This window comes from Caulobacter sp. 05T431, assembly GCF_056665975.1.
This window is the reverse complement of the sequence record NZ_JBFTKU010000028.1, coordinates 21,826-39,994: the sequence shown is the minus strand read 5'-3', so window position 1 is coordinate 39,994 and position 18,169 is coordinate 21,826. Positions and strand designations below refer to the sequence as shown.

20 protein-coding genes are annotated in these 18,169 nt (G+C 69.3%); 10 read left to right on the top strand and 10 right to left on the bottom strand.

The genetic code is table 11. The features are described 5' to 3' along the window. Positions 1 to 19: 19 nt before the first annotated feature. Complete coding sequence (locus AC1U89_RS21795) at positions 20 to 1,669, top strand: M61 family metallopeptidase (protein ID WP_479901733.1); 1,650 nt, start codon at positions 20 to 22, stop codon at positions 1,667 to 1,669. A gap of 15 nt (positions 1,670 to 1,684) precedes the next feature. Here the strand turns inward: AC1U89_RS21795 and AC1U89_RS21790 are convergent, their stop codons facing one another. Next, on the bottom strand, positions 1,685 to 2,596 hold the full coding sequence (locus tag AC1U89_RS21790) for a LysR family transcriptional regulator (RefSeq protein ID WP_479901732.1): 912 nt from the start codon (positions 2,594 to 2,596) through the stop codon (positions 1,685 to 1,687). Between the two features lie 121 nt (positions 2,597 to 2,717). Between AC1U89_RS21790 and AC1U89_RS21785 the strand changes: the two genes are divergently transcribed. Beyond that, the gene (locus tag AC1U89_RS21785; protein WP_479901731.1) at positions 2,718 to 3,326 is read left to right on the top strand and encodes an FMN-dependent NADH-azoreductase; all 609 of its coding nucleotides are present in this window, start codon (positions 2,718 to 2,720) and stop codon (positions 3,324 to 3,326) included. A gap of 21 nt (positions 3,327 to 3,347) precedes the next feature. On the opposite strand, the gene AC1U89_RS21780 is transcribed toward AC1U89_RS21785, so the two are convergent. Next, positions 3,348 to 3,968 carry a TetR/AcrR family transcriptional regulator gene (locus AC1U89_RS21780; RefSeq protein WP_479901730.1) on the bottom strand — a complete coding sequence of 207 codons (621 nt, stop codon included), beginning with the start codon at positions 3,966 to 3,968 and terminating at the stop codon, positions 3,348 to 3,350. An 81-nt stretch (positions 3,969 to 4,049) separates the two neighbouring features. Between AC1U89_RS21780 and AC1U89_RS21775 the strand changes: the two genes are divergently transcribed. The 3 genes from AC1U89_RS21775 (at position 4,050) to AC1U89_RS21765 (ending at position 8,270) form a co-directional block, all read left to right on the top strand. Continuing rightward, on the top strand, positions 4,050 to 4,820 hold the full coding sequence (locus AC1U89_RS21775) for a 3-oxoacyl-ACP reductase family protein (protein ID WP_479901757.1): 771 nt from the start codon (positions 4,050 to 4,052) through the stop codon (positions 4,818 to 4,820). Positions 4,821 to 4,905: 85 nt separating this feature from the next. Further along, positions 4,906 to 6,735, top strand: coding sequence for a DUF885 domain-containing protein (locus tag AC1U89_RS21770; protein WP_479901729.1), 1,830 nt, complete (start codon positions 4,906 to 4,908; stop codon positions 6,733 to 6,735). Positions 6,736 to 6,824: 89 nt separating this feature from the next. Next, positions 6,825 to 8,270, top strand: coding sequence for a GH1 family beta-glucosidase (locus tag AC1U89_RS21765; protein WP_479901728.1), 1,446 nt, complete (start codon positions 6,825 to 6,827; stop codon positions 8,268 to 8,270). Between the two features lie 48 nt (positions 8,271 to 8,318). Here the strand turns inward: AC1U89_RS21765 and AC1U89_RS21760 are convergent, their stop codons facing one another. Beyond that, the gene (locus AC1U89_RS21760) at positions 8,319 to 9,176 is read right to left on the bottom strand and encodes a hypothetical protein (RefSeq protein ID WP_479901727.1); all 858 of its coding nucleotides are present in this window, start codon (positions 9,174 to 9,176) and stop codon (positions 8,319 to 8,321) included. Positions 9,177 to 9,548: 372 nt separating this feature from the next. Here AC1U89_RS21760 and AC1U89_RS21755 point away from each other — a divergent pair, with 372 nt between their 5' ends. Continuing rightward, positions 9,549 to 10,244 (top strand): TerB family tellurite resistance protein, encoded by a 696-nt coding sequence (locus AC1U89_RS21755; protein WP_479901726.1) that lies wholly within the window; start codon positions 9,549 to 9,551, stop codon positions 10,242 to 10,244. 126 nt (positions 10,245 to 10,370) lie between these two features. Continuing rightward, positions 10,371 to 10,676: a hypothetical protein gene (locus AC1U89_RS21750; RefSeq protein ID WP_479901725.1), complete on the top strand. Its 306-nt coding sequence runs from the start codon at positions 10,371 to 10,373 to the stop codon at positions 10,674 to 10,676. An 18-nt stretch (positions 10,677 to 10,694) separates the two neighbouring features. Here AC1U89_RS21750 and AC1U89_RS21745 read toward each other — a convergent pair whose 3' ends face one another. Beyond that, positions 10,695 to 11,279 (bottom strand): suppressor of fused domain protein, encoded by a 585-nt coding sequence (locus tag AC1U89_RS21745; RefSeq protein ID WP_479901724.1) that lies wholly within the window; start codon positions 11,277 to 11,279, stop codon positions 10,695 to 10,697. Between the two features lie 148 nt (positions 11,280 to 11,427). Between AC1U89_RS21745 and AC1U89_RS21740 the strand changes: the two genes are divergently transcribed. The 3 genes from AC1U89_RS21740 (at position 11,428) to AC1U89_RS21730 (ending at position 14,150) form a co-directional block, all read left to right on the top strand. Beyond that, positions 11,428 to 11,718, top strand: coding sequence for a putative quinol monooxygenase (locus tag AC1U89_RS21740; RefSeq protein WP_479901723.1), 291 nt, complete (start codon positions 11,428 to 11,430; stop codon positions 11,716 to 11,718). A gap of 5 nt (positions 11,719 to 11,723) precedes the next feature. After that, positions 11,724 to 12,935 carry an acyl-CoA dehydrogenase family protein gene (locus AC1U89_RS21735; protein ID WP_479901722.1) on the top strand — a complete coding sequence of 404 codons (1,212 nt, stop codon included), beginning with the start codon at positions 11,724 to 11,726 and terminating at the stop codon, positions 12,933 to 12,935. Between the two features lie 123 nt (positions 12,936 to 13,058). Next, complete coding sequence (locus AC1U89_RS21730; protein WP_479901721.1) at positions 13,059 to 14,150, top strand: NADH:flavin oxidoreductase; 1,092 nt, start codon at positions 13,059 to 13,061, stop codon at positions 14,148 to 14,150. A 136-nt stretch (positions 14,151 to 14,286) separates the two neighbouring features. Here the strand turns inward: AC1U89_RS21730 and AC1U89_RS21725 are convergent, their stop codons facing one another. The 6 genes from AC1U89_RS21725 to AC1U89_RS21700 form a co-directional block, all read right to left on the bottom strand. Further along, positions 14,287 to 15,078, bottom strand: coding sequence for an SDR family NAD(P)-dependent oxidoreductase (locus AC1U89_RS21725; RefSeq protein ID WP_479901720.1), 792 nt, complete (start codon positions 15,076 to 15,078; stop codon positions 14,287 to 14,289). Between the two features lie 104 nt (positions 15,079 to 15,182). Then, positions 15,183 to 16,094 (bottom strand): SMP-30/gluconolactonase/LRE family protein, encoded by a 912-nt coding sequence (locus tag AC1U89_RS21720; protein WP_479901719.1) that lies wholly within the window; start codon positions 16,092 to 16,094, stop codon positions 15,183 to 15,185. A gap of 179 nt (positions 16,095 to 16,273) precedes the next feature. Beyond that, positions 16,274 to 16,666: a hypothetical protein gene (locus AC1U89_RS21715; protein WP_479901718.1), complete on the bottom strand. Its 393-nt coding sequence runs from the start codon at positions 16,664 to 16,666 to the stop codon at positions 16,274 to 16,276. Beyond that, the gene (locus AC1U89_RS21710) at positions 16,666 to 17,181 is read right to left on the bottom strand and encodes a dihydrofolate reductase (protein ID WP_479901717.1); all 516 of its coding nucleotides are present in this window, start codon (positions 17,179 to 17,181) and stop codon (positions 16,666 to 16,668) included. The genes AC1U89_RS21715 and AC1U89_RS21710 overlap by 1 nt, the downstream gene beginning before the upstream one ends. 58 nt (positions 17,182 to 17,239) lie before the next feature. Beyond that, positions 17,240 to 17,668, bottom strand: a complete 429-nt coding sequence (locus AC1U89_RS21705) for a PaaI family thioesterase (protein ID WP_479901716.1) — start codon at positions 17,666 to 17,668, stop codon at positions 17,240 to 17,242. Beyond that, the gene (locus tag AC1U89_RS21700; protein WP_479901715.1) at positions 17,665 to 18,105 is read right to left on the bottom strand and encodes a hypothetical protein; all 441 of its coding nucleotides are present in this window, start codon (positions 18,103 to 18,105) and stop codon (positions 17,665 to 17,667) included. The genes AC1U89_RS21705 and AC1U89_RS21700 overlap by 4 nt, the downstream gene beginning before the upstream one ends. Positions 18,106 to 18,169 lie beyond the last annotated feature (64 nt).

Sequence of the window (18,169 nt, the reverse complement as noted above, 5' to 3'; positions counted from 1 at the left end):
TTCATACATCGGAGGGGGCATGCGGGGCTGGGGCGCGGGGCTGTGGCTGCTGATCCTGGGAGCGGGCTTGCCCGCCGCCGCGATGGCCGCACCCAAGCCGGCCGTGACCTACACGGTCTCGCCTAGGCTAGATGGCGAAGCCCTGTCGGGCGTCGTGGTCTCGATGGACCTCCGTGCGGATTCCAGCGGCGTCACCCGGTTAGACCTGCCCGACCAATGGATGGGTCAGAAGGAGGGCTGGCGGCGGATCAGCGACCTCACCGTTGGCGGCGCGGTTTCGGTGACCGAGGACGGCCCGGCCGCACGCGTGATCCGTTCGGCGCCCGGTCACCGGCTGTCGGTGCGCTACGTCGTGAACTCGGCGCTGGATCGAGAGCCGCGCGAGAGCGACGGCTATCCGGCTCGGCCCTGGGTGCGTCCGTCTTGGTTCTATCTGGACGGCGCCGGCGTCTTCGCCACCGTGCATGGCCGCGAGGACGAGACGCCCCGCTTCCGCTGGGGTGCATGGCCGAAGGGCTTCGCCTTGGCCTCCAACCTCGAACAGCCTGAAGCTAAACCCGTGGGGCACAGCACCTTGATCGGCGGTCGCGATGTGCGGGTGGTGACCGCCGGCCCGCTCCGCCTGGCCGTGCACGGGGCCCTCGGCGTTTCTGACGCCGACCTGGCCCACGACCTGAACATGATCCTGCGAGCCGAGCGCGGCTTTTTCGGCGATCCGCAGGACGCACCCTATCTGGTGACCGCCGCCGGCCTGCCTTCCGAGACCGGCGGCTACTTCACCGGCGTGGGCAAGCTCGACGCCTTCGCCATGGTGGCCACGGCCAACATGACCGCGGACGATCTGCGGATCCTGCTGGCGCACGAGATCTTTCACAGCTGGAACCCAGGGCGGCTGGGCCAGCCGATCGGGCCGCGCGGCTACTGGTTCAGCGAGGGCTTCACTGATTTCTACGCGCGCCGGCTGCTGCTGCGTGAACGGCTGATCACGCCGGATGCCTTCATAAAGGTCTGGAACCAAGCGCTGCGGACCTATGGCGCCTCGCCCGCCAAGCTGACGCCGGGGGACAAGGCCGCGGACGCCTTCTGGACCGATCCCGACGCCGAGCGGATGCTCTACCTGCGCGGCGCGATGCTGGCGGCGCTGTGGGACCGGAAGCTGCGCCAGCAAGGGTCCAGCCTCGACGAGGTCCTGCGTGCCCAAGCCAAGGCCTCCGCCGCCCGACCGGGCGCCGGACTGATCGAGCTGTTCGTAGAGCAGGCCAAGGCGCACGGCCTGGATGTCACCGCCGACATCGCCGCCCATGTCGAAGAGGGAGGGGCCTTGGAACTGCCGGCCGATGTCTTCGCGCCATGCGCCGATCTGGTGACGATGACGACGCCGAGTTTCGACCTGGGCTTCGAGCCACGAATGGGCGCCGACGGTCAGATGGTGGTCAGCGGTCTGCGACAGGATAGCGCCGCCTATCGCGCCGGCCTGCGCGAGGGCATGACGGTGGTCGAAAAGGTGCGAGGGACGAACGGTGACGCCGCCCAGCTGTACGAGCTACGGGTCCGCGCCGGCGGCGGCGCGGTCCAGATCATGAGTTTCCTGCCCACGGGATCAGGAACGGTCACCTACCAACAGCTGGCGCCTCGGTCCGGTGCGAACGGGGCCTGTGACTTTCGTTGACGCCCTGATCGCAGCCTACGGCGCCGGACACCGCTCCGCCGTGTCCTTCAGCCGCTCGATCAGCCAGCGGCCCGCCGGGCCCGGAGGCGTGTCGGCGCGGTGGGCGGCGTACATGGGCATGATGTAGCCGCCGGCCGGGGCGTCGCGCATCGTCAGCTCGACCAGGGTCCCGGCCTTCAGGTCGTCCTCGACCCGGTCCCAGGGCATGCCGCCCCAGCCCAGGCCGGCGCGCAGGAAGGCGTGCTTGGCGCCCATGTCGGCCAGCCGCCAGGTGCGGGCCGAAAACACCCCGAACTCGCGGCCCTCCGTCAGCTTCGAGCGGTCGGTCAGCACCAGCTGGATGTGGCCGGCCACGTCCTCAGGGCTCAGCGGGCCGGGCAGGGCGGCCAGGGGATGGCCGGCGGCGGCCACCTGCACCATCCGCAATGAGATCAGCCGCTCGCGCGTCAGCTCCGGCGGCGCGTCGGGCAGCGAGCCCAGTACGCCGAAGGCGCAGCGGCCGTCCAGCACCGGCGCCAGCACCGCGCCGAGGGCCTCGACATGGATGCGCAGGGTGGTGTCCGGGAAATGGTGCTGGAAGTCGCCGATGGCGTGGGTCAGCACCACCATCGGGAACAGCACGTCGACCACGATCGAGACCTCGGGCTCCAGCCCGCCGGCCAGGCTGGCGGCGCGGGCCTTGAAGGTGTCCATGCGGCCGGCCACCTCGCGCGCCTCGACCAGCAAGGCCCGGCCGGCCTCGGTCAGCACGGGCAGGCGGGCGGCGCGGTCGAACAGCTGCACGCCGATCTGGCCCTCCAGATTGGCCAGGGTCTGGCTGACCACCGACTGGGCCCGGCCCAGCTTGCGCCCGGCCGCCGAGAAGCTGCCCTCGTCGGCGGCCGCCAGGAAGGTGCGCATCTGGTCGAGGGTGACGCCGTCGAGCATGTATCGATCCTCATCCATCGGTTAAAACGATGGATATCATCCAATCATATAGGCTCTTGCGCTGGGTTCGAAAGGCCTAAATCAACCGTCGCGCCATAGGGCGCTTCGGAGTTCCAAGGTCATGAAACTGCTTCACATCGATTCCAGCATCCTGGGCGCCGGCTCGGTGAGCCGCACGCTGTCGGCCGCGATCGTCGCCGCCCAGACCGCCCAGCATCCCGGTCTCGAGATCGTCCGCCGCGACCTGGCCGCCCAGCCGCTGGACCACCTGACGGGCGCCCACCTGGCCGCCGGCCAGGGCGCGACGCCGGAGAGCGCCGCGATCGCCGCCGACATCGCCTCGGGCCAGGCCGCCATCGAGGAGTTCCTGGCCGCCGACATCGTGGTGATCGGCGCGCCCATGTACAACTTCTCGATCTCCAGCCAGCTGAAGGCCTGGATCGACCGCGTGGCCGTGGCCGGCCGCACCTTCCGCTACACCGAGAACGGCCCCGAGGGCCTGGCCGGCGGCAAGACGGTGATCATCGCCTCCTCGCGCGGCGGCTTCTACGGCGAGGGCACGCCCGCCGCCGGCATGGACCACCAGGAGACCTACCTGAAGGGCCTGTTCGGCTTCCTGGGCGTCACCGACATCCGCTTCATCCGCGCCGAGGGCGTTGCCCTCGGCGAGGAAGCCCGCGGCAAGTCGCTGGAGACCGCCCAGGGCGAGATCCTGAAGCTGGCGGCCTAGTCACGACGAACCGGACCGGCGTTAGGCGCCGGTCCGGAGGCTTTCCATTAAGCCGTCCCAACCCGCCATCGTGGCCCGGACGATCCCCTCGAGGGTCGTCCGGGTCGCGCCGTCCCGGGCCTGGATCGACATGCCCTGCTGGACGGTGACCACATAGGTGGCGACGGCGCGGATGTCGGTTCCGGCGGGCACGTCGCCCTCGGCCTGGCCCCGCCGTAACCGGGCCTCCAGCAGATCGATCGCGCCGCTCCTGCCGCGCACCAGCGCCTCGCGCAGGGCGTCGCTGGCGTCGCCGCCGGGCAGGGCCGACAGCACCACCATGCAGCCCGGCGGCTTGTCGGGCCGGGTGAAGGCGCGGGCCGAGGCCGCCAGCATGCCTTCGCAGGCCTCGCGTGCCGTGGCGGCCGTCTCCAGCCCGCCCCAGATCCTTTCGTTCTCCGTGGCGCCGTATAGCGCCAGCGCCTCGGCGAACAGCGCCTCCTTGCAGCCGAAGGCGGCGTAGAGGCTGGGCGAGGCGATGCCCATGGCGGACGTCAGTTCGCTCATGGACGCGCCCTCGTAGCCGCGCGCCCAGAACACCTCCATCGCCTTGGCCAGGGCCGCGTCACGGTCGAAACCCCGCGGTCGTCCTCGTTCCGCCATTGTGAAATCGCAACTTTCGTGAATTCTGTATCGATCGATAAATAAGGCCCTTGATCTGGGGCGACAAGGTCATAGGTATTTCTGTATCGATCGACACAGAAAAGAATCGATATKAGCGATCTCAGCGGGAAGCGCGCTCTGGTCACGGGCGCCAGCCGGGGCATCGGCGCGGCAATCGCCCTGCGCTTGGCGAAGGACGGGGCCGACGTGGCCATCACCTACGAACGCTCGGCCGACAAGGCCGCCGAGGTGGTCAAGAGCATCGAGGCCCTTGGCCGCAAGGCCGTGGCCCTGAAGGCGGACGCCGCCGATCCGGCCGCCGTGCGCCAGGCCGTGGACGACGCCGCCCAGGCGCTGGGCGGGCTGGACATCCTGGTCAACAACGCCGGCCTGGCGCGCGGCGGGCCGATCGAAAGCCTGACGCTGGACGACATCGACGCCATCCTGGGCGTCAACGTCCGGGGCGTGATCGTCGCGTCGCAGGCGGCCGCCCGTCACCTGCCCGCCGGCGGCCGCATCATCTCGATCGGCAGCTGCCTGGCCGAGCGCGTCGCCACGCCGGGCATCTCGCTCTACGCGGCCAGCAAGTCGGCGCTGATYGGCTGGACCAAGGGCCTGGCCCGTGACCTGGGACCGCGCGGGATCACGGTCAACGTCGTGCATCCCGGCCCGACCGACACCGACATGAACCCCGCCACCGGGCCCCAGGCCGACGGCCTGCGCGCCCAGATGGCGATCCCCGAATACGGCAAGCCCGAGGACATCGCCGCCCTGGTGGCCTTCGTGGCCGGTCCGGAAGGCCGGTTCATCAACGGCGCGGGCCTGACCGCCGACGGCGGCGTCAACGCCTAGGCGACCGGAACGGGGACGCAGGCTCGGCGAGTGTGCGTCCCCGTCGAACTCGGCTAGGTTTCCCGGCGAATCCGGGAGACCCAGCATGAGCCAGTTCAATCGACGCGACGTTCTGGCGCTGGGCGCCGCCGCCCTGGCGCTCGGGGCCACCGGTCCGGCCCTGGCCGCCGCATCCGGCGACGCCGCCGCCGAGGCCCTGCTGTCCCAGGTCGCCGAGGACCTGATGCGGGAATATCCCGAGAACGCCTCGGCCCTGGGCCTGGACAAGGACAAGCGAGCCGCCCTGAAGTCCAGCCTGACCGACCGCTCGCTGGAGGGCCGGACCAAGCTGGCCGCCGCCGCCAAGGCGCGCGTGGCCAAGATGAAGGCGGTCGACCGCAAGACCCTCAGCCCCGCCGCCGCCCTCGACCTGGGCGTGGTCCAGACCGCCCACGAGCTGGCGGTCGAGGGCTTCGACTTCCCCTATGGCGACGCCATCGGCCTGTCGTCGCAATGGTCGTATCGCAACGCGCCCTATGTGGTGGCCCAGAACACCGGGGCCTTCGTCGAGACGCCGGACTTCCTGGACAGCCTGCACGGTGTGGCCAACGCGGCCGACGTCGAGTCCTACCTGCATCGCCTGGAGCTCTACGCCGCCCAGCTGGACGGCGAGACGGCGCGGCTGAAGCACGACGGCGCCCTGGGCGTGATCGCGCCGGACTTCCTGCTGGACAAGACCCTGAAGCAGCAGAAGGCCGCCCGGGCCCAACCGATCGCCGACTGGGGCCTGGTCGCGGGCCTGGCCAAGAAGGCCAAGGATATCCCCGGCGACCACGCCCGCCGCGCCGCCGCCATCGTCGAGGGCAAGATCGCCCCGGCCATGGACCGCCAGATCGCCGAGCTGACCGCCCACCGCGCCAAGGCGACCTCGGGCGCCGGCGCCTGGAAACTGCCGGACGGCGAGGCCTATTACGCCTGGGCGCTGCGGGCCGGCACCACCAGCCGCATGACGCCCGACGAGGTCCACCAGATGGGCCAGGAGCAGCTGAAGGCGCTGTTCGCCCGCATGGACGGCCTGCTGAAGGCCCAGGGCCTGACCCAGGGCAGCGTCGGGGCGCGGATGAAGGCGCTGGGCGAGAAGCCCGAGAACCTGTTCCCCAACACCGACGAGGGCCGGGCCCAGATCCTGGCCTATCTGAACGGCCGGGTGGCCGACATCCGCACGCGCCTGCCCAAGGCCTTCGCCACGCTGGTGCCGGGCAACCTGCTGATCAAGCGCGTGCCGGTCGAGATCCAGGACGGGGCGCCGGGCGGCTATGCGGCGGCGGGCTCGATCGACGGCACGGTGCCGGGCAACTACTACATCAACCTGCGCGACACGGGCATGTGGCCGCGCTATGGCCTGCCGACCCTGACCTATCACGAGGGCCTGCCGGGCCACATCTGGCAGGGCGAATACACCTACAAGCTGCCGCTGGTCCGCTCGCTGCTGGCCTTCAACGCCTATTCGGAAGGCTGGGCGCTGTACGCCGAGCAGTTGGCCGACGAACTGGGCGTCTATGAGGGCGATCCGCTGGGCCAGCTGGGCTATCTGCAGTCCATCGCCTTCCGGGCCTGCCGCCTGGTGGTCGACACCGGCATCCACGCCAAGCGCTGGAGCCGAGATCAGGCCATCGACTGGTTCGTGACCACCAACGGCTCGACCCGCGAGGAGGTGCAGGGCGAGGTCGACCGTTACTGCGCCTGGCCGGGCCAGGCCTGCGGCTACAAGGTCGGCCATAGCGAGATCGTCCGTTTACGGAGCAAGGCCCAGGCCGCGCTCGGCGCCCGCTTCGACCTGCGCACCTTCGACGACGCGGTGGTGATGGGCGGCAACGTCCCGCTGACCGAACTGGAGGGCGTGATCGACGCCTATGTAAAGGGCCGGCGGGCCTGACCCGAGGGGAACCCTAGTCAAAGCTCGCGCTTTGCGTTCATCCTGACCGTCACGGGGGCGCTCGACCTCCGACAGGACAGGGGGCTCAGGTGGACAACGGCATCAACCGCAGGGCGCTGGGCGCCCTGGCGATCGGCGGGGCGGCCAGCGTGGGCCTTAGCGGTTGCGACCGCGTCGGGCCGACCGAGGCGACCGTCAAGTCGCGGCAGTTCCCCAGCGACTTCGTCTGGGGCGTGGCGACGGCGGCCTTCCAGACCGAGGGATCGCCCACCGCCGACGGACGCGGCGCCACCATCTGGGATACGTTCGAGAAACTGCCGGGCAAGATCAAGGACGGCTCGAACGCCGACGTCGCCACCGACAGCTATCGCCGCTACGCCGAGGACGTCGACCTGATCGCCGGGGCGGGGCTGAAGGCCTTCCGCTTTTCGATGGCCTGGTCGCGGGTGCTGCCGACCGGGTCGGGCACGGTCAACGCCGCGGGCCTGGACCACTACGAGCGCCTGGTCGACGCGTGCCTGGCCAAGGGGATCGCGCCCTACGCCACGCTGTTCCACTGGGATCTGCCCCAGGCCCTGCAGGACAAGGGCGGCTGGAGCGCGCGCGACACCGCCAACAGCTTCGCCGACTACGCCGCCGCCGTGGCCGGGCGCATGGGCGATCGCCTCAAGAACTTCATCACCCTCAACGAGCCGGCCGTGCACACGGTGTTCGGCCATGTGCTGGGCGAGCACGCGCCGGGGCTGAAGGACATCGCCCTGCTGGGGCCGACCACCCACCACATTAACCTGGGGCAGGGGCTGGCGATCCAGGCCCTGCGGGCGGCTCATGGCGACCTCAGGATCGGCACGACCCAGGCGCTGCAGCCCTGCCGTCCCGCCGGCGGCGCGGCGGCGTTCTGGAACCGCCCGGCCTCGAGCGGGCTGGACGCCCTGTGGAACCGCGCCTGGCTGGACCCGCTGCTGAAGGGGACCTATCCGGGGCTGATGGACGACTTCCTGAAGGGCCACCTCCGCGACGGCGACCTKAAGACGATCCAGCAGCCGATCGACTTCCTGGGGGTGAACTACTACGCCCCGGCCTATGTGAAGCTGGACCTGGCCAGCCCCAGCCATATCGCGCCCGCCGCCCCGCCCAAGGGCGCGGAGTTGGACGCCTTCGGCCGCCAGATCGACCCGTCCGGCTTGGCCGAGGTGCTGAAGATGGTCCGCGACGACTACGGCAATCCGCCGGTGCTGATCACCGAGAACGGCTGCTCGGACCCGTTCGGCAACGGCCCGGCCGTGATCGACGACGGCTTCCGCAGCCAGTACCTGCGCCGGCACCTGGAGGCGGTGAAGAGCGCCATGGAGGCCGGCTCGCGGATCGGCGGCTACTTCACCTGGACCCTGATCGACAACTGGGAATGGGACATCGGCTACACGTCGAAGTTCGGCCTGGTGGCGATGGACCGGACCACGGGCGTGCGCACCCCCAAGGCGTCTTACGCTTGGTTTAAGCAGGTGGCGACGACGGGGATGCTGCCGACGGCGTAGCGCGGCTGGGGACACGCGCATGCGCGTGTCCCCAGTTCGAGGCGCGGCCTAGTCCGCCTTGCAGATCAGTACGTTCTTCCCGCCGCGCTTGGCCGGGGTCAGGCTGCCGGCGCAGGGCTGGGGATTGGCCGGATCGATGATGATCTCGCCCTTGGCGGCGAGCGGCATGGCCGCGGGCTTGGCCCCGATCGGCGGCAGGTCGGCGGGCGGCTTCTTGGCGGCGGTCTTGGTCGTCGCCGGTTTCGGCGCGGGCTTGGCCGGGGCCTCGGCCACGGGCGTGGGCGCGGGGGTCTCGGCGACCGGCGCCGGGGCCTCGGGCTCGGCCGCCACGGCGGCTTCCGGGGYGGGCGCCGGTTCGGCCGGCGCGGCGCCCTTCTTGACGTTGTAGTTCAGGGCCTGGCCGAACAGGTTGGACTTGGTCTCCAGGGCCTTGGCGCGGGTCTCGCAGTCGCCGGGCGGGCTCCAGCTCATCCAGACCTGGGCCAGGCGGGCCTTGTCGACCTGGTCGGCGCCGCCCCAGACCGAATGGCCCTTCTTGATCGCCGCCGCGCCGTATTCCGAGATCGGACGGGGGCTGGCCTTCTCGGCCGCGACGATGGCGGTGCGGTAGGTGACCAGGTCCTTCTTGGCCTGGTCGCGCATGGCCGGATATTCCTTCATGGCCGCGGCGAAGCCGTCGGGGCCGGGGAAGGTCTTCTCGATGCGGGTCACTTCCGGCATCACCTTGTCGTACAGCTCGACATAGCCGCCCAGCGCGCCGTAGCACCAGCCGACATAGCCGTAGTCGTCCGTCGGCGGCGTGGCGGACGGGGTCGTGCGGGGCGGGGGAGCGGTCGGAGCCGGCGCGGTGGAGACGGGAGCGTCCTGGGCGATCAGGGCCAGGGCGAAAAGGAAGGCGGTCGCCATGCGGGCGGAAGTCCTCTTGTAGGGCGTCGCTCGAGAGAGTCGGTCGCGTTCGAATTAGAGCATTTCCGGCCGCATTGGGACCGGAGCATGGCGCCCGGATGTTTTGCACCGCGGTCGGCCAAGCGGCGCCATAACGAATGGATAGGCCAAAAAGCTCCCTCTTGCGGCAAAGATTCCTGTGTACAGCCGAGCGTTGCGGAGATTGCGCGTTCTTCCGCACGTTACAAAGTTTCAATGTGCGCCGCAGCAAGGACCGGGTGGGGTAGCGGCGTTTTTGTGCTAGAAGGCGAAAAGGGAGCGTGGTCCGTTGAGAGGCGGGGGCGTGTCTCCGCCGTCATCACTCCGCCACGCTTCTGGACTGTCGTCGCTGCCATGACCTTCTGGCGTAATATCGCAACCCTCGCCGCACGACGGCTGGACCTGGCCGAGTGCCAGGAGTGTCCGCCCGGTCTACCGGGCCAGGACCCGGCCTTCTCGACGGCGGTCACKGCCCTGGGGGCCAAGCTGGCCAAGGCCGACGGCTCGGCCGACGGCGACGAGTACGCCGCCTTCGCCGAGGTGTTCCACCCCGACCCCGAGTCGGAAAACAACATCCACCGCCTGTACGACCTGGCGCGGCAGACGACGCATGGCTTCGAGAGCTACGCCAAGCGCCTGGCCAAGCGGTATCGCACCTGCCCGCAGATCCTCGAGGACGTCCTGGACGGCCTGTTCCATATCGCCAAGGCGGATGGGGCGGTGACCCAGGAGGAGCTGGCCTATCTGGAGCGGGTGGCCGATCTGTTCGGCATGTCGCCGCTGTCGTTCCGCCGCCTGACGGCCACCCACGTGGGGACCGAGCCCGACGACCCCTACCGCATCCTCGACGTGCCGGCCGACGCCGACGACGCGGTGGTGCATCAGGCGTGGCGTTCGGCCATGTCGGAAGCCCACCCCGACCGGGCACGGGCCCGCGGCCTGCCTCTGGAGTTCATCGAGGTGGCCGAGGCCAAGTCGGCCGCGATCAACGCCGCCTTCTCGACGGTGATGCGCGAGCGCCGCGAACTGGCGGGGCTCGCCGCGAACTAAGCCGTCATTTCGCCGTGGTTAGAGCGGAATTCATTTTGCGGAACGATCCGCTGGGTGTTCAGTTGACGTTCACGAGTGGCGCCCCATCTTGATTTGCAAGGGCGGGGCACGCCTGCGAGGACGACGATGGAGACGGTTGGCACTTCTTCAGGCAAGGCTACCGGTATCGCTTGGCGCAGCCTGGCCACCCTGGCCGGCGCCGTCGCGACCTCGATCGCCGTCGCCGTCGCGGCCGTGATCGCGGTGGTGTTCGCCGCCACCCTGGTGGTCATCGGCTTCATGGCCACCGCGCTCCTCGGCCTGGCCGCCTTCGCCTTCCGAGGCCGCTCTTCGGCCCGCGCCGCCGCCCCCAGCGGCGATCCCGGCCTGATCGAAGCCCGTCACATGGGCGGCCACTCGTGGGTGGCTTACGGCTGGAACGAGCGGCGCTAAGCGCCGCCCTCGAAGTCCTCAGACCGCCGACGACCGATTTGGGTGCAGGATGTTGACGTTCTCGCGCTCGAGCAGTTGCTCCAGCGCGTGCGAGCCGTGTTCGGCCGCATAGACGCGTTCGGCGTCGGTGATCGGCACGGCCATCAGCCAGGTCACCGTCCGGTCCGACAGCTTCAAGGTCTCCGGCCGATTGTCGCCCCACAGGAAGGGCGGGACGAACATCACGTGCCGGAGGGTCGTGGACAGGTCGGGAAAGCCCATGGCCTGGCCGTGGATCATGCCGGGCCGAAGGGGCGCGCCGTCGTTGATCACGTTGAAGGCGCAGGCGGCCATGACATTGGCGAAGGCGGGCAGGGCGGTCGGAAAGGCCCCGACGATCTCGACGCGCAGATCGCCGGCGTTGCTCAACGCATGGTCCGACAGCCGGACGGTGCCGTAGGCGGTGACGCCGTCCATCGGTGAATCGGCGCAGCAAAGCAGGTCCACCGTGCCCTTGTCGCCCTCGTCGCCATAGCGCCGGATCTCGGGCTGGGTCGCCGACCTGACGCGGAAGGCGTCCGCCAGGGCGCGGGCGATCTGCTGGGCTTCGTCCGAAACGCTCATGGAAACTCCGTGGTGGACCGCGTCATGCGGCTCACCCTGCCATTCCGCCATTCTCGATCGCGGTCAACCACCCCCTTGCCCTTGAGCGCCGCTTCCTCGACACTGCCTTCAAACAAGCGTTTGGCCGGCAAGGCCTCGGGAGGACGATATGATCGGCGTGGTGGCGGTGCTGACGGTGCAGCCTGACAAGGCGGGCGACTTCGAGAAGGTGTTCCTGGACCTGCAGAACAAGGTGAAGGCCAACGAGCCGGGCTGCCTGGTCTATCAGCTGACCCGCAGCAGGACCGACGCCGGCGTCTACAAGGTGCTGGAGCTCTACGCCTCGGCGGACGCCCTCAAGCATCACGGCGGGACCGACTACTTCAAGGCCGCCGGCGCGGCCATGGGGCCGTTCATGGCCGGTCGCCCCGAGATCGAATATCTGGACGCGGTGGAGTAGGGGCCTTGGATCTCGCCTTCTCGCCCGAGGACCTGGCCTTCCAGCAGGAGGTCCGCGACTGGATCGCCACGGCCTTCGACGACGACCTGCGCCGCAAGGTCAGCCAATCGAAGAACGGCTATCTCGACAAGGCCGGCCAGGTGAAGTGGCAGAAGAAGCTGTACGAGCGCGGCTGGGTCGCGCCCGACTGGCCGGTCGAGCTGGGCGGGGCGGGCTTCACGCCGTCGCAGCGCTACATCTTCAACATGGAGCTGTCGCTGGCCGGCACGCCCAACCCCTCGCCGATGGGGCTGAAGATGTGCGCGCCGGTGATCATGGCGTTCGGCACGCCCGAGCAGAAGGCCCAGCACCTGCCGCCGATCCTGTCGTCCGACATCTGGTGGTGCCAGGGCTATTCGGAACCCGGCTCGGGCTCGGACCTGGCCAGCCTGCAGATGCGCGCCGTCCGCGATGGCGACGACTACGTGCTGAACGGCTCGAAGATCTGGACCACCCACGCCCAGTGGGCCGACTGGATGTTCTGCCTGGTGCGCACCTCGACCGAGGGCAAGCCGCAGGAGGGCATCTCGTTCCTGCTGCTGCCGATGACCCTACCGGGCATCCAGATCAAGCCGCTGCCCACCCTGGACGGTCCGGCCGAGGGCGAGCAGGAGATCAACCAGGTCTTCTTCGACAATGTCCGCGTGCCGGTCGCCAACCGGATCGGCGAGGAGAATAAGGGCTGGACCTACGCCAAGTACCTGCTGGAGTTCGAGCGCGGCAACGCCTACGCGCCGGGCCTGATGCACATGCTGCGCAAGGTCAAGAAGATGGCCGCCCTGGAGCGGGCCGACGACGGCGGGGCGTTGATCGACGATCCTGACTTCCGCCGCAAGGTGGCCGAGCTGGAGATCGCCGTGGAGTCGCTGAACGCCACCGAGCTGCGCATCTTCTCCGGACGCGGGGCGGGCAAGGCGGTGGGGCCGGCCTCGTCGATGCTGAAGCTGGCCGGCTCGGAAACCCAGCAGGCGATCACCGAACTGGCCCTGGAGGCGGTGGGGAGCTACGCCGCGCCGTTCGTGCGCGACACCTGGGCGCCCACCAACGACGGCCGCGCGGGTCCCGACTACGCCGGCCCCGTCGCCCCGGCCTATTTCAGCTACCGCAAGACCACGATCTATGCGGGCTCCAGCGAGATCCAGAAGAACATCATCACCAAGCTGGTGCTGGGGATCTGATCACGATCGGGGACAGGCGCATGCGCCTGTCCCCGGCCACGTGTCCCATCAGTTTTTCTCAATAGTCCTCAAACGCAACCCACCCTTATAACCGTCGCTAACCTATCCTTTCCGGAGCCGCCCATGGCCCTCGACGCCCTGTTCAAACCGTTCGAATTCAAGTCGCTGAAGCTGCCCAACCGGGTGGTGATGGCCCCGATGACCCGGTCGTTCTCGCCCGGCGGCGTGGCCACCGACGACGTGGCCGCCTACTACCGCCGGCGCGCCGAGAACCAGGTCGGCCTGATCGTCACCGAGGGCACGGGCGTGGCCCGGCCGGCCTCGCTGAACGACGCCAACATCCCCCGCTTCCACGGCGAGAAGGAGCTGGCGGCCTGGAAGAAGGTGGTCGACGAGGTGCACGCGGCCGGCGGCCTGATCGCCCCGCAGCTGTGGCACGTGGGCTCGGCCAAGGGCAAGGACGTGCTGGGCAAGATCGACAGCCCCTCGGGCATCTCCAAGCCCGGCGGCTCGCCGTTCACCGAACCGATGACCGACGAGGAGGTGGCCGACACCATCGCCGCCTTCGCCGACGCGGCGAGGAACGCCAAGGCCCTGGGCTTCGACGCCGTCGAGCTGCACGGGGCCCACGGCTACCTGATCGACCAGTTCTTCTGGAACGGCACCAACGTCCGCGACGACGTGTTCGGCGGCCCCACCATCGGCGAGCGCAGCATGTTCGCCGCCGAGATCCTGAAGGCCGTTCGCGCCGCCGTCGGCCCGGACTATCCGGTGATCATCCGCCTGTCGCAGTGGAAGCAGCAGGACTACGCGGTCAAGAACGCCGAGACGCCGCAGCTGCTGGAGGCCTGGCTGCAGCCCCTGGMCGACGCCGGGGCCGACATCTTCCACTGCTCGCAGCGCCGTTTCTGGGAGCCGGAATTCGAGGGCAGTGACCTGAACTTCGCGGGCTGGGCCAAGAAGCTGACCGGCGCGCCCACCATCACCGTCGGCTCGGTGGGCCTGTCGGGCGAGTTCATCGCGGCCTTCGGCGGCGAGGGCAGCCAGCCGGCCTCGCTGGACGGCCTGCTGGAGCGCCTGGAACGCGACGAGTTCGACCTGGTCGGCGTCGGCCGCGCGATCCTGCAGGATCCCGAATGGGTGGTGAAGGTCCGCGAGGGCCGGACGGACGAACTGCAGAACTTCGAGCGTTCGGCGCTGGGGGTGCTGTACTAGAGCTGTTTTTCCCACCCCCTCGTGGGGAGGGGGACCGGCGAAGCCGGTGGGTGGGGCCTGCTGACTCAGTAACCCCCACCCGACAATGGCTCCGCCAGGCCACCCTCCCCACGAGGGGGAGGGACGGGTTCCTTGCTTAGGCGATCGTCGTCACCAGTCCGCCTTCCGCCTTCAGCGACGCGCCGTTGGTCGCCGCCGACAGCGGGCTGGCGACATAGGCCACCAGGCTGGCGATCTCCTGCGGCTCGATCATCCGCTGCAGCAGCGACGACGAGCGGTGTTTCTCGAAGAACTCGGCCTCGTGCTCCGCCGTCGTGCCTTCCGGATTGCTGGACACGCTCTTCAGGAAGTCGGCGATGGCCGCCGCGCGGGTCGGGCCGGGGAGGACGGAATTGACCGTCACGCCGGTGCCCTTGGTCTGCTGGGCCATGCCGCGGGCGACGGCCAGCTGGGCGCTCTTGGTCATGCCGTAGTGGACCATCTCGCCTGGGATCGCGAGACCGCTTTCACTGGAGATGAAGATCACCCGGCCCCAGTCGCGCTCCAGCATGCCGGGGAAATAGCCGCGCGACAGGCGCACGCCGCTCATCACGTTGACCTCGAACAGGTGCAGCCAGTCCTCGTCGGGGATGTCGGCGAAGGCCTTCATCTCGTAGATGCCCAGGTTGTTGACCAGGATGTCGACGCTGGGGACGGCCTTCAGGATGGCGGCCGCGCCCTCGGCGGTGGCCGCGTCGGCCAGCACGCCTTCGACCTTGGTCCCGCCCGAGGCGCGGATGTCGGCGACGGCGGCGTCGAGCTTGTCCTGGGCCCGGCCGGTGACGAACACCTTGGCGCCTTCAACGGCCAGGGTGCGGGCGATCTCCAGGCCGATGCCGGCGGTCGAGCCGGTCACCAGGGCGGTCTTGTCTTGCAGTTTGAGGTCCATGGCTGGGCTCCGTTGTTGACGAGGCCTCAAATGGTCCCGCAACGACGCCAAACTACGCCGCCGCGGGGACCTGGACTTGTGAATTCAAGTCACGATCAGGACGATCAGGCGTTGAAATTCAGCTTCAGGCCCGGCCGGGGCCAGCGGGCCTTGTAGAGCTTGCCGGTGCCCGAGGCCGTGATCCACGCGTCGCGCATGTCGGCCCCGCCGAAGCAGATGTTGGTGACGATCACATCCGGGAAGGCGAAGTGCTCGGTGGTCCCGTCGGGGGAGAAGGCGGTGATGCCGCCGTTGATGATCGTGGCCACGCAGACCTTGCCGTCGGCCTCGACCGCCAGGCTGTCCAGCAGCTGGTAGCCCGGCAGGTTGCAGACCACATTGCCGGGCTGCAGCGGCGCGGGGTCGGCCAGGACGCCGGGCGAGGCCACGTCGAACGACCACAGCCGCCCCAGCATGGTGTCGGCCATGTAGACCGTCTTCTCGTCGGGCGAGAGGCCCACGCCGTTKGGCGAGACGAAGTGGTCGCGCCAGCGGGTGATCTTCGAGCCGTCAGCCAGGGCGTAGTACAGCGCCCCGTACTTGCGGCCCTCGGGCGTCGAGCAGCCGTGGTCGGTGAACCAGAGGCCGCCCTGCTTGTCGAACACCAGGTCGTTGGGCCCGACCAGCCGCTTGCCGTCGCATTCGGTGTAGAGCGTGGTGATCGCCCCGGTGGCGATGTCGACCTGCTGGATCGAACCGCCCGTATGCGTCGGCGGGGTGGGGCCGGGGATGTTCAGGCCGTTGGCCTCGAAGAACTGGAAGGCGCCGCCGTTGTTGGTGACGTAGATCGCCCCGTCCGGGCCGATGGCGGCGCCGTTGGGGCCGCCGGGGACCTCGGCGACGGTCTCCTTGCGGCCGTCGGGATGCACCCGGGTCAGGACCTGGCCCTGGATCTCGGTGAGGATCACCGAGCCGTCGGCCATGGCGATCGGGCCTTCCGGAAACCGCAGGCCCTCGGCGACGAGTTCCATCTGCATGCGTCTCTCCCTGGACGGCGCCTCTGACGGGCGCGCCCTGGGAGTAAACGAGCGTTTGAACGCGGCGGCAAGTTTCCGGTGGGGCAGCGTCCGAGGTGGGGACATGCCCTTGGGCGTGTCCCCAACAGCCTCTTCCGAGCCAAGACTTGGGGACGCGCCGCAAGGGCATGTCCCCGGTCCTAGTTCAGGTCGTAGAGCTCATAGGCGATCAGGCCGCCGTCGCCGCCCAGGAAGGCGCGGCCGTGGGCCGAGCGGACCAGGGCCTCGCGGTCCACCCACTTGGGCGTGGCGTCGGAGGCGTCGGCGCCCTGCAGGGCGCAAGGCACGGTCAGGCGGACGGACTGGCGGGGCTTGAAGCGTTTGCCGCGCTCGGCCCGGATCGCCCGGCCGAACACCCGGCAGCTGGCGACCTCGCCGCCGTCCAGCGGCCGCACCTTGACCACGTTGAAGATCACCACGTCGGTGGCCGCGGCCCGCGCCAGGCTGTCGCTCTGGCCCAGGCTGATGTCGGCGGAGGCGGCTCCGGCCGCGCCCAGGGCCAGCACGCAGAGCAGGGCGGTCAGCTGACGCATCATCGGCGCTCCAGCACACGAAAGACGAAGGCGTGATCGTCGTCCGGACCGGCAGGATGCGCCTCGCGACGCACTTCCGTCCAGGCCGCTTCGTCGAACGGMGGGAAGCTGACGTCGCCCTCGACCTTCGCCTGCACCTCGGTCAGGTACAGGCGCCGGGCCTTGGGCAGGGCGGTCTCGAACAGGGCGCGGCCGCCGATCACGCAGACCTCGTCGACGCCGTCCTCGGCCGCCTGCTCCTTGGCCATCTGCACGGCCTCCAGGAAGCTCTCGCAGACCACCGCCTGGCTGGGGTCGAACGAGCCGTCGCGCGACAGCACGATGTTCATCCGGCCGGGCAGCGGCTTGCGGGGCAGGCTGTCCCAGGTCTTGCGGCCCATGATCACCGGCTTGCCCATCGTGCAGGCCTTGAAGATCGCGAGGTCGGACTTCAACCGCCAGGGCAGGTCGTTGTCGCGGCCGATCACGCCGTTGAGCGAACGGGCCACGGGGCCGACGGTAAGGATAACGGACATGGGGTCTGTTTACCCTGCGTCGCGCGATGCGGCCACCCGCCGTGTCGGGCGGTCGACTCTAGCCGCCGAACGGGACCACGACCTGCTGGGCGGAGGCGCGGGCGATCAGCTCGCCGTCGGGCCGCCGGAAGTCGGCCTCGACATGGATCATGCCCTTGGTCTTGGCGACCACGCGGCCTTCGATCGTCAGCACTTCGGCCTTGCCCACCCGGATGAAGTCGACCTTCAGGTTGCTGGTGCGGAACATGGCGTCGGCCGGCGCGGCGGTCATGGCCGCGAAGGCCAGAATCTGGTCGGCCAGGGCGGCGACGTAGCCGCCGAACAGCGAGCCGTCGACGTTCAGCAGCTCCGGGGCCGGCGTCCAGGTCTTGCGGACCCAGCCGTCGCCCCAGTCGTCGAGGCCGCCCAGCTTCAGGGTCTGCACCACCGGCGGCAGGACGACGTCGCCGCCCTTGATCTGCTCGAGCCGGTCGGTGGCCCAGGTCACTGCCCGAACCGACCGTAGGCGACGATATAGCCATCGCGGCTGTGCGCGGAGCTCGGATCGGGCTCGTCGACAATCAGCGCTTCCATGTGATGCTTGTCTTCGGACTGCCAGCCGATGAACGATCGCAGGCTGTCGCCGTCGCTCTGCTTCAGCGGTTTGCGATTGTCGTAGAGCCGCTGCGGCGGGTTCCAGCTCTGGGACTGGGAAGCAAGGGCGTCCACAGTCGGGCCGAAGGGCGCCGGCGAGGTGGCGAAGGAGAGGCGACAGCCGTCCTTCTGGATTTCCAGCTTCACCTTTTGGCCTTCGACTTCACGGAAGAAGCCGAACGTAAGGGAGCCGCCAAACCCCAAGTCCTTTTGGGCGCTGACGAACAGCATCTCTTTGCCATCTTGGTCGTCGTGACAGGCCTGAATGGTTCGCACGACAAGGTCGCTCAAGGAATCGATCGGCCGCGATGTCTGCGACGAGGCGACCCCGCTCGAGGTCGCCAAAGCCAGGCCG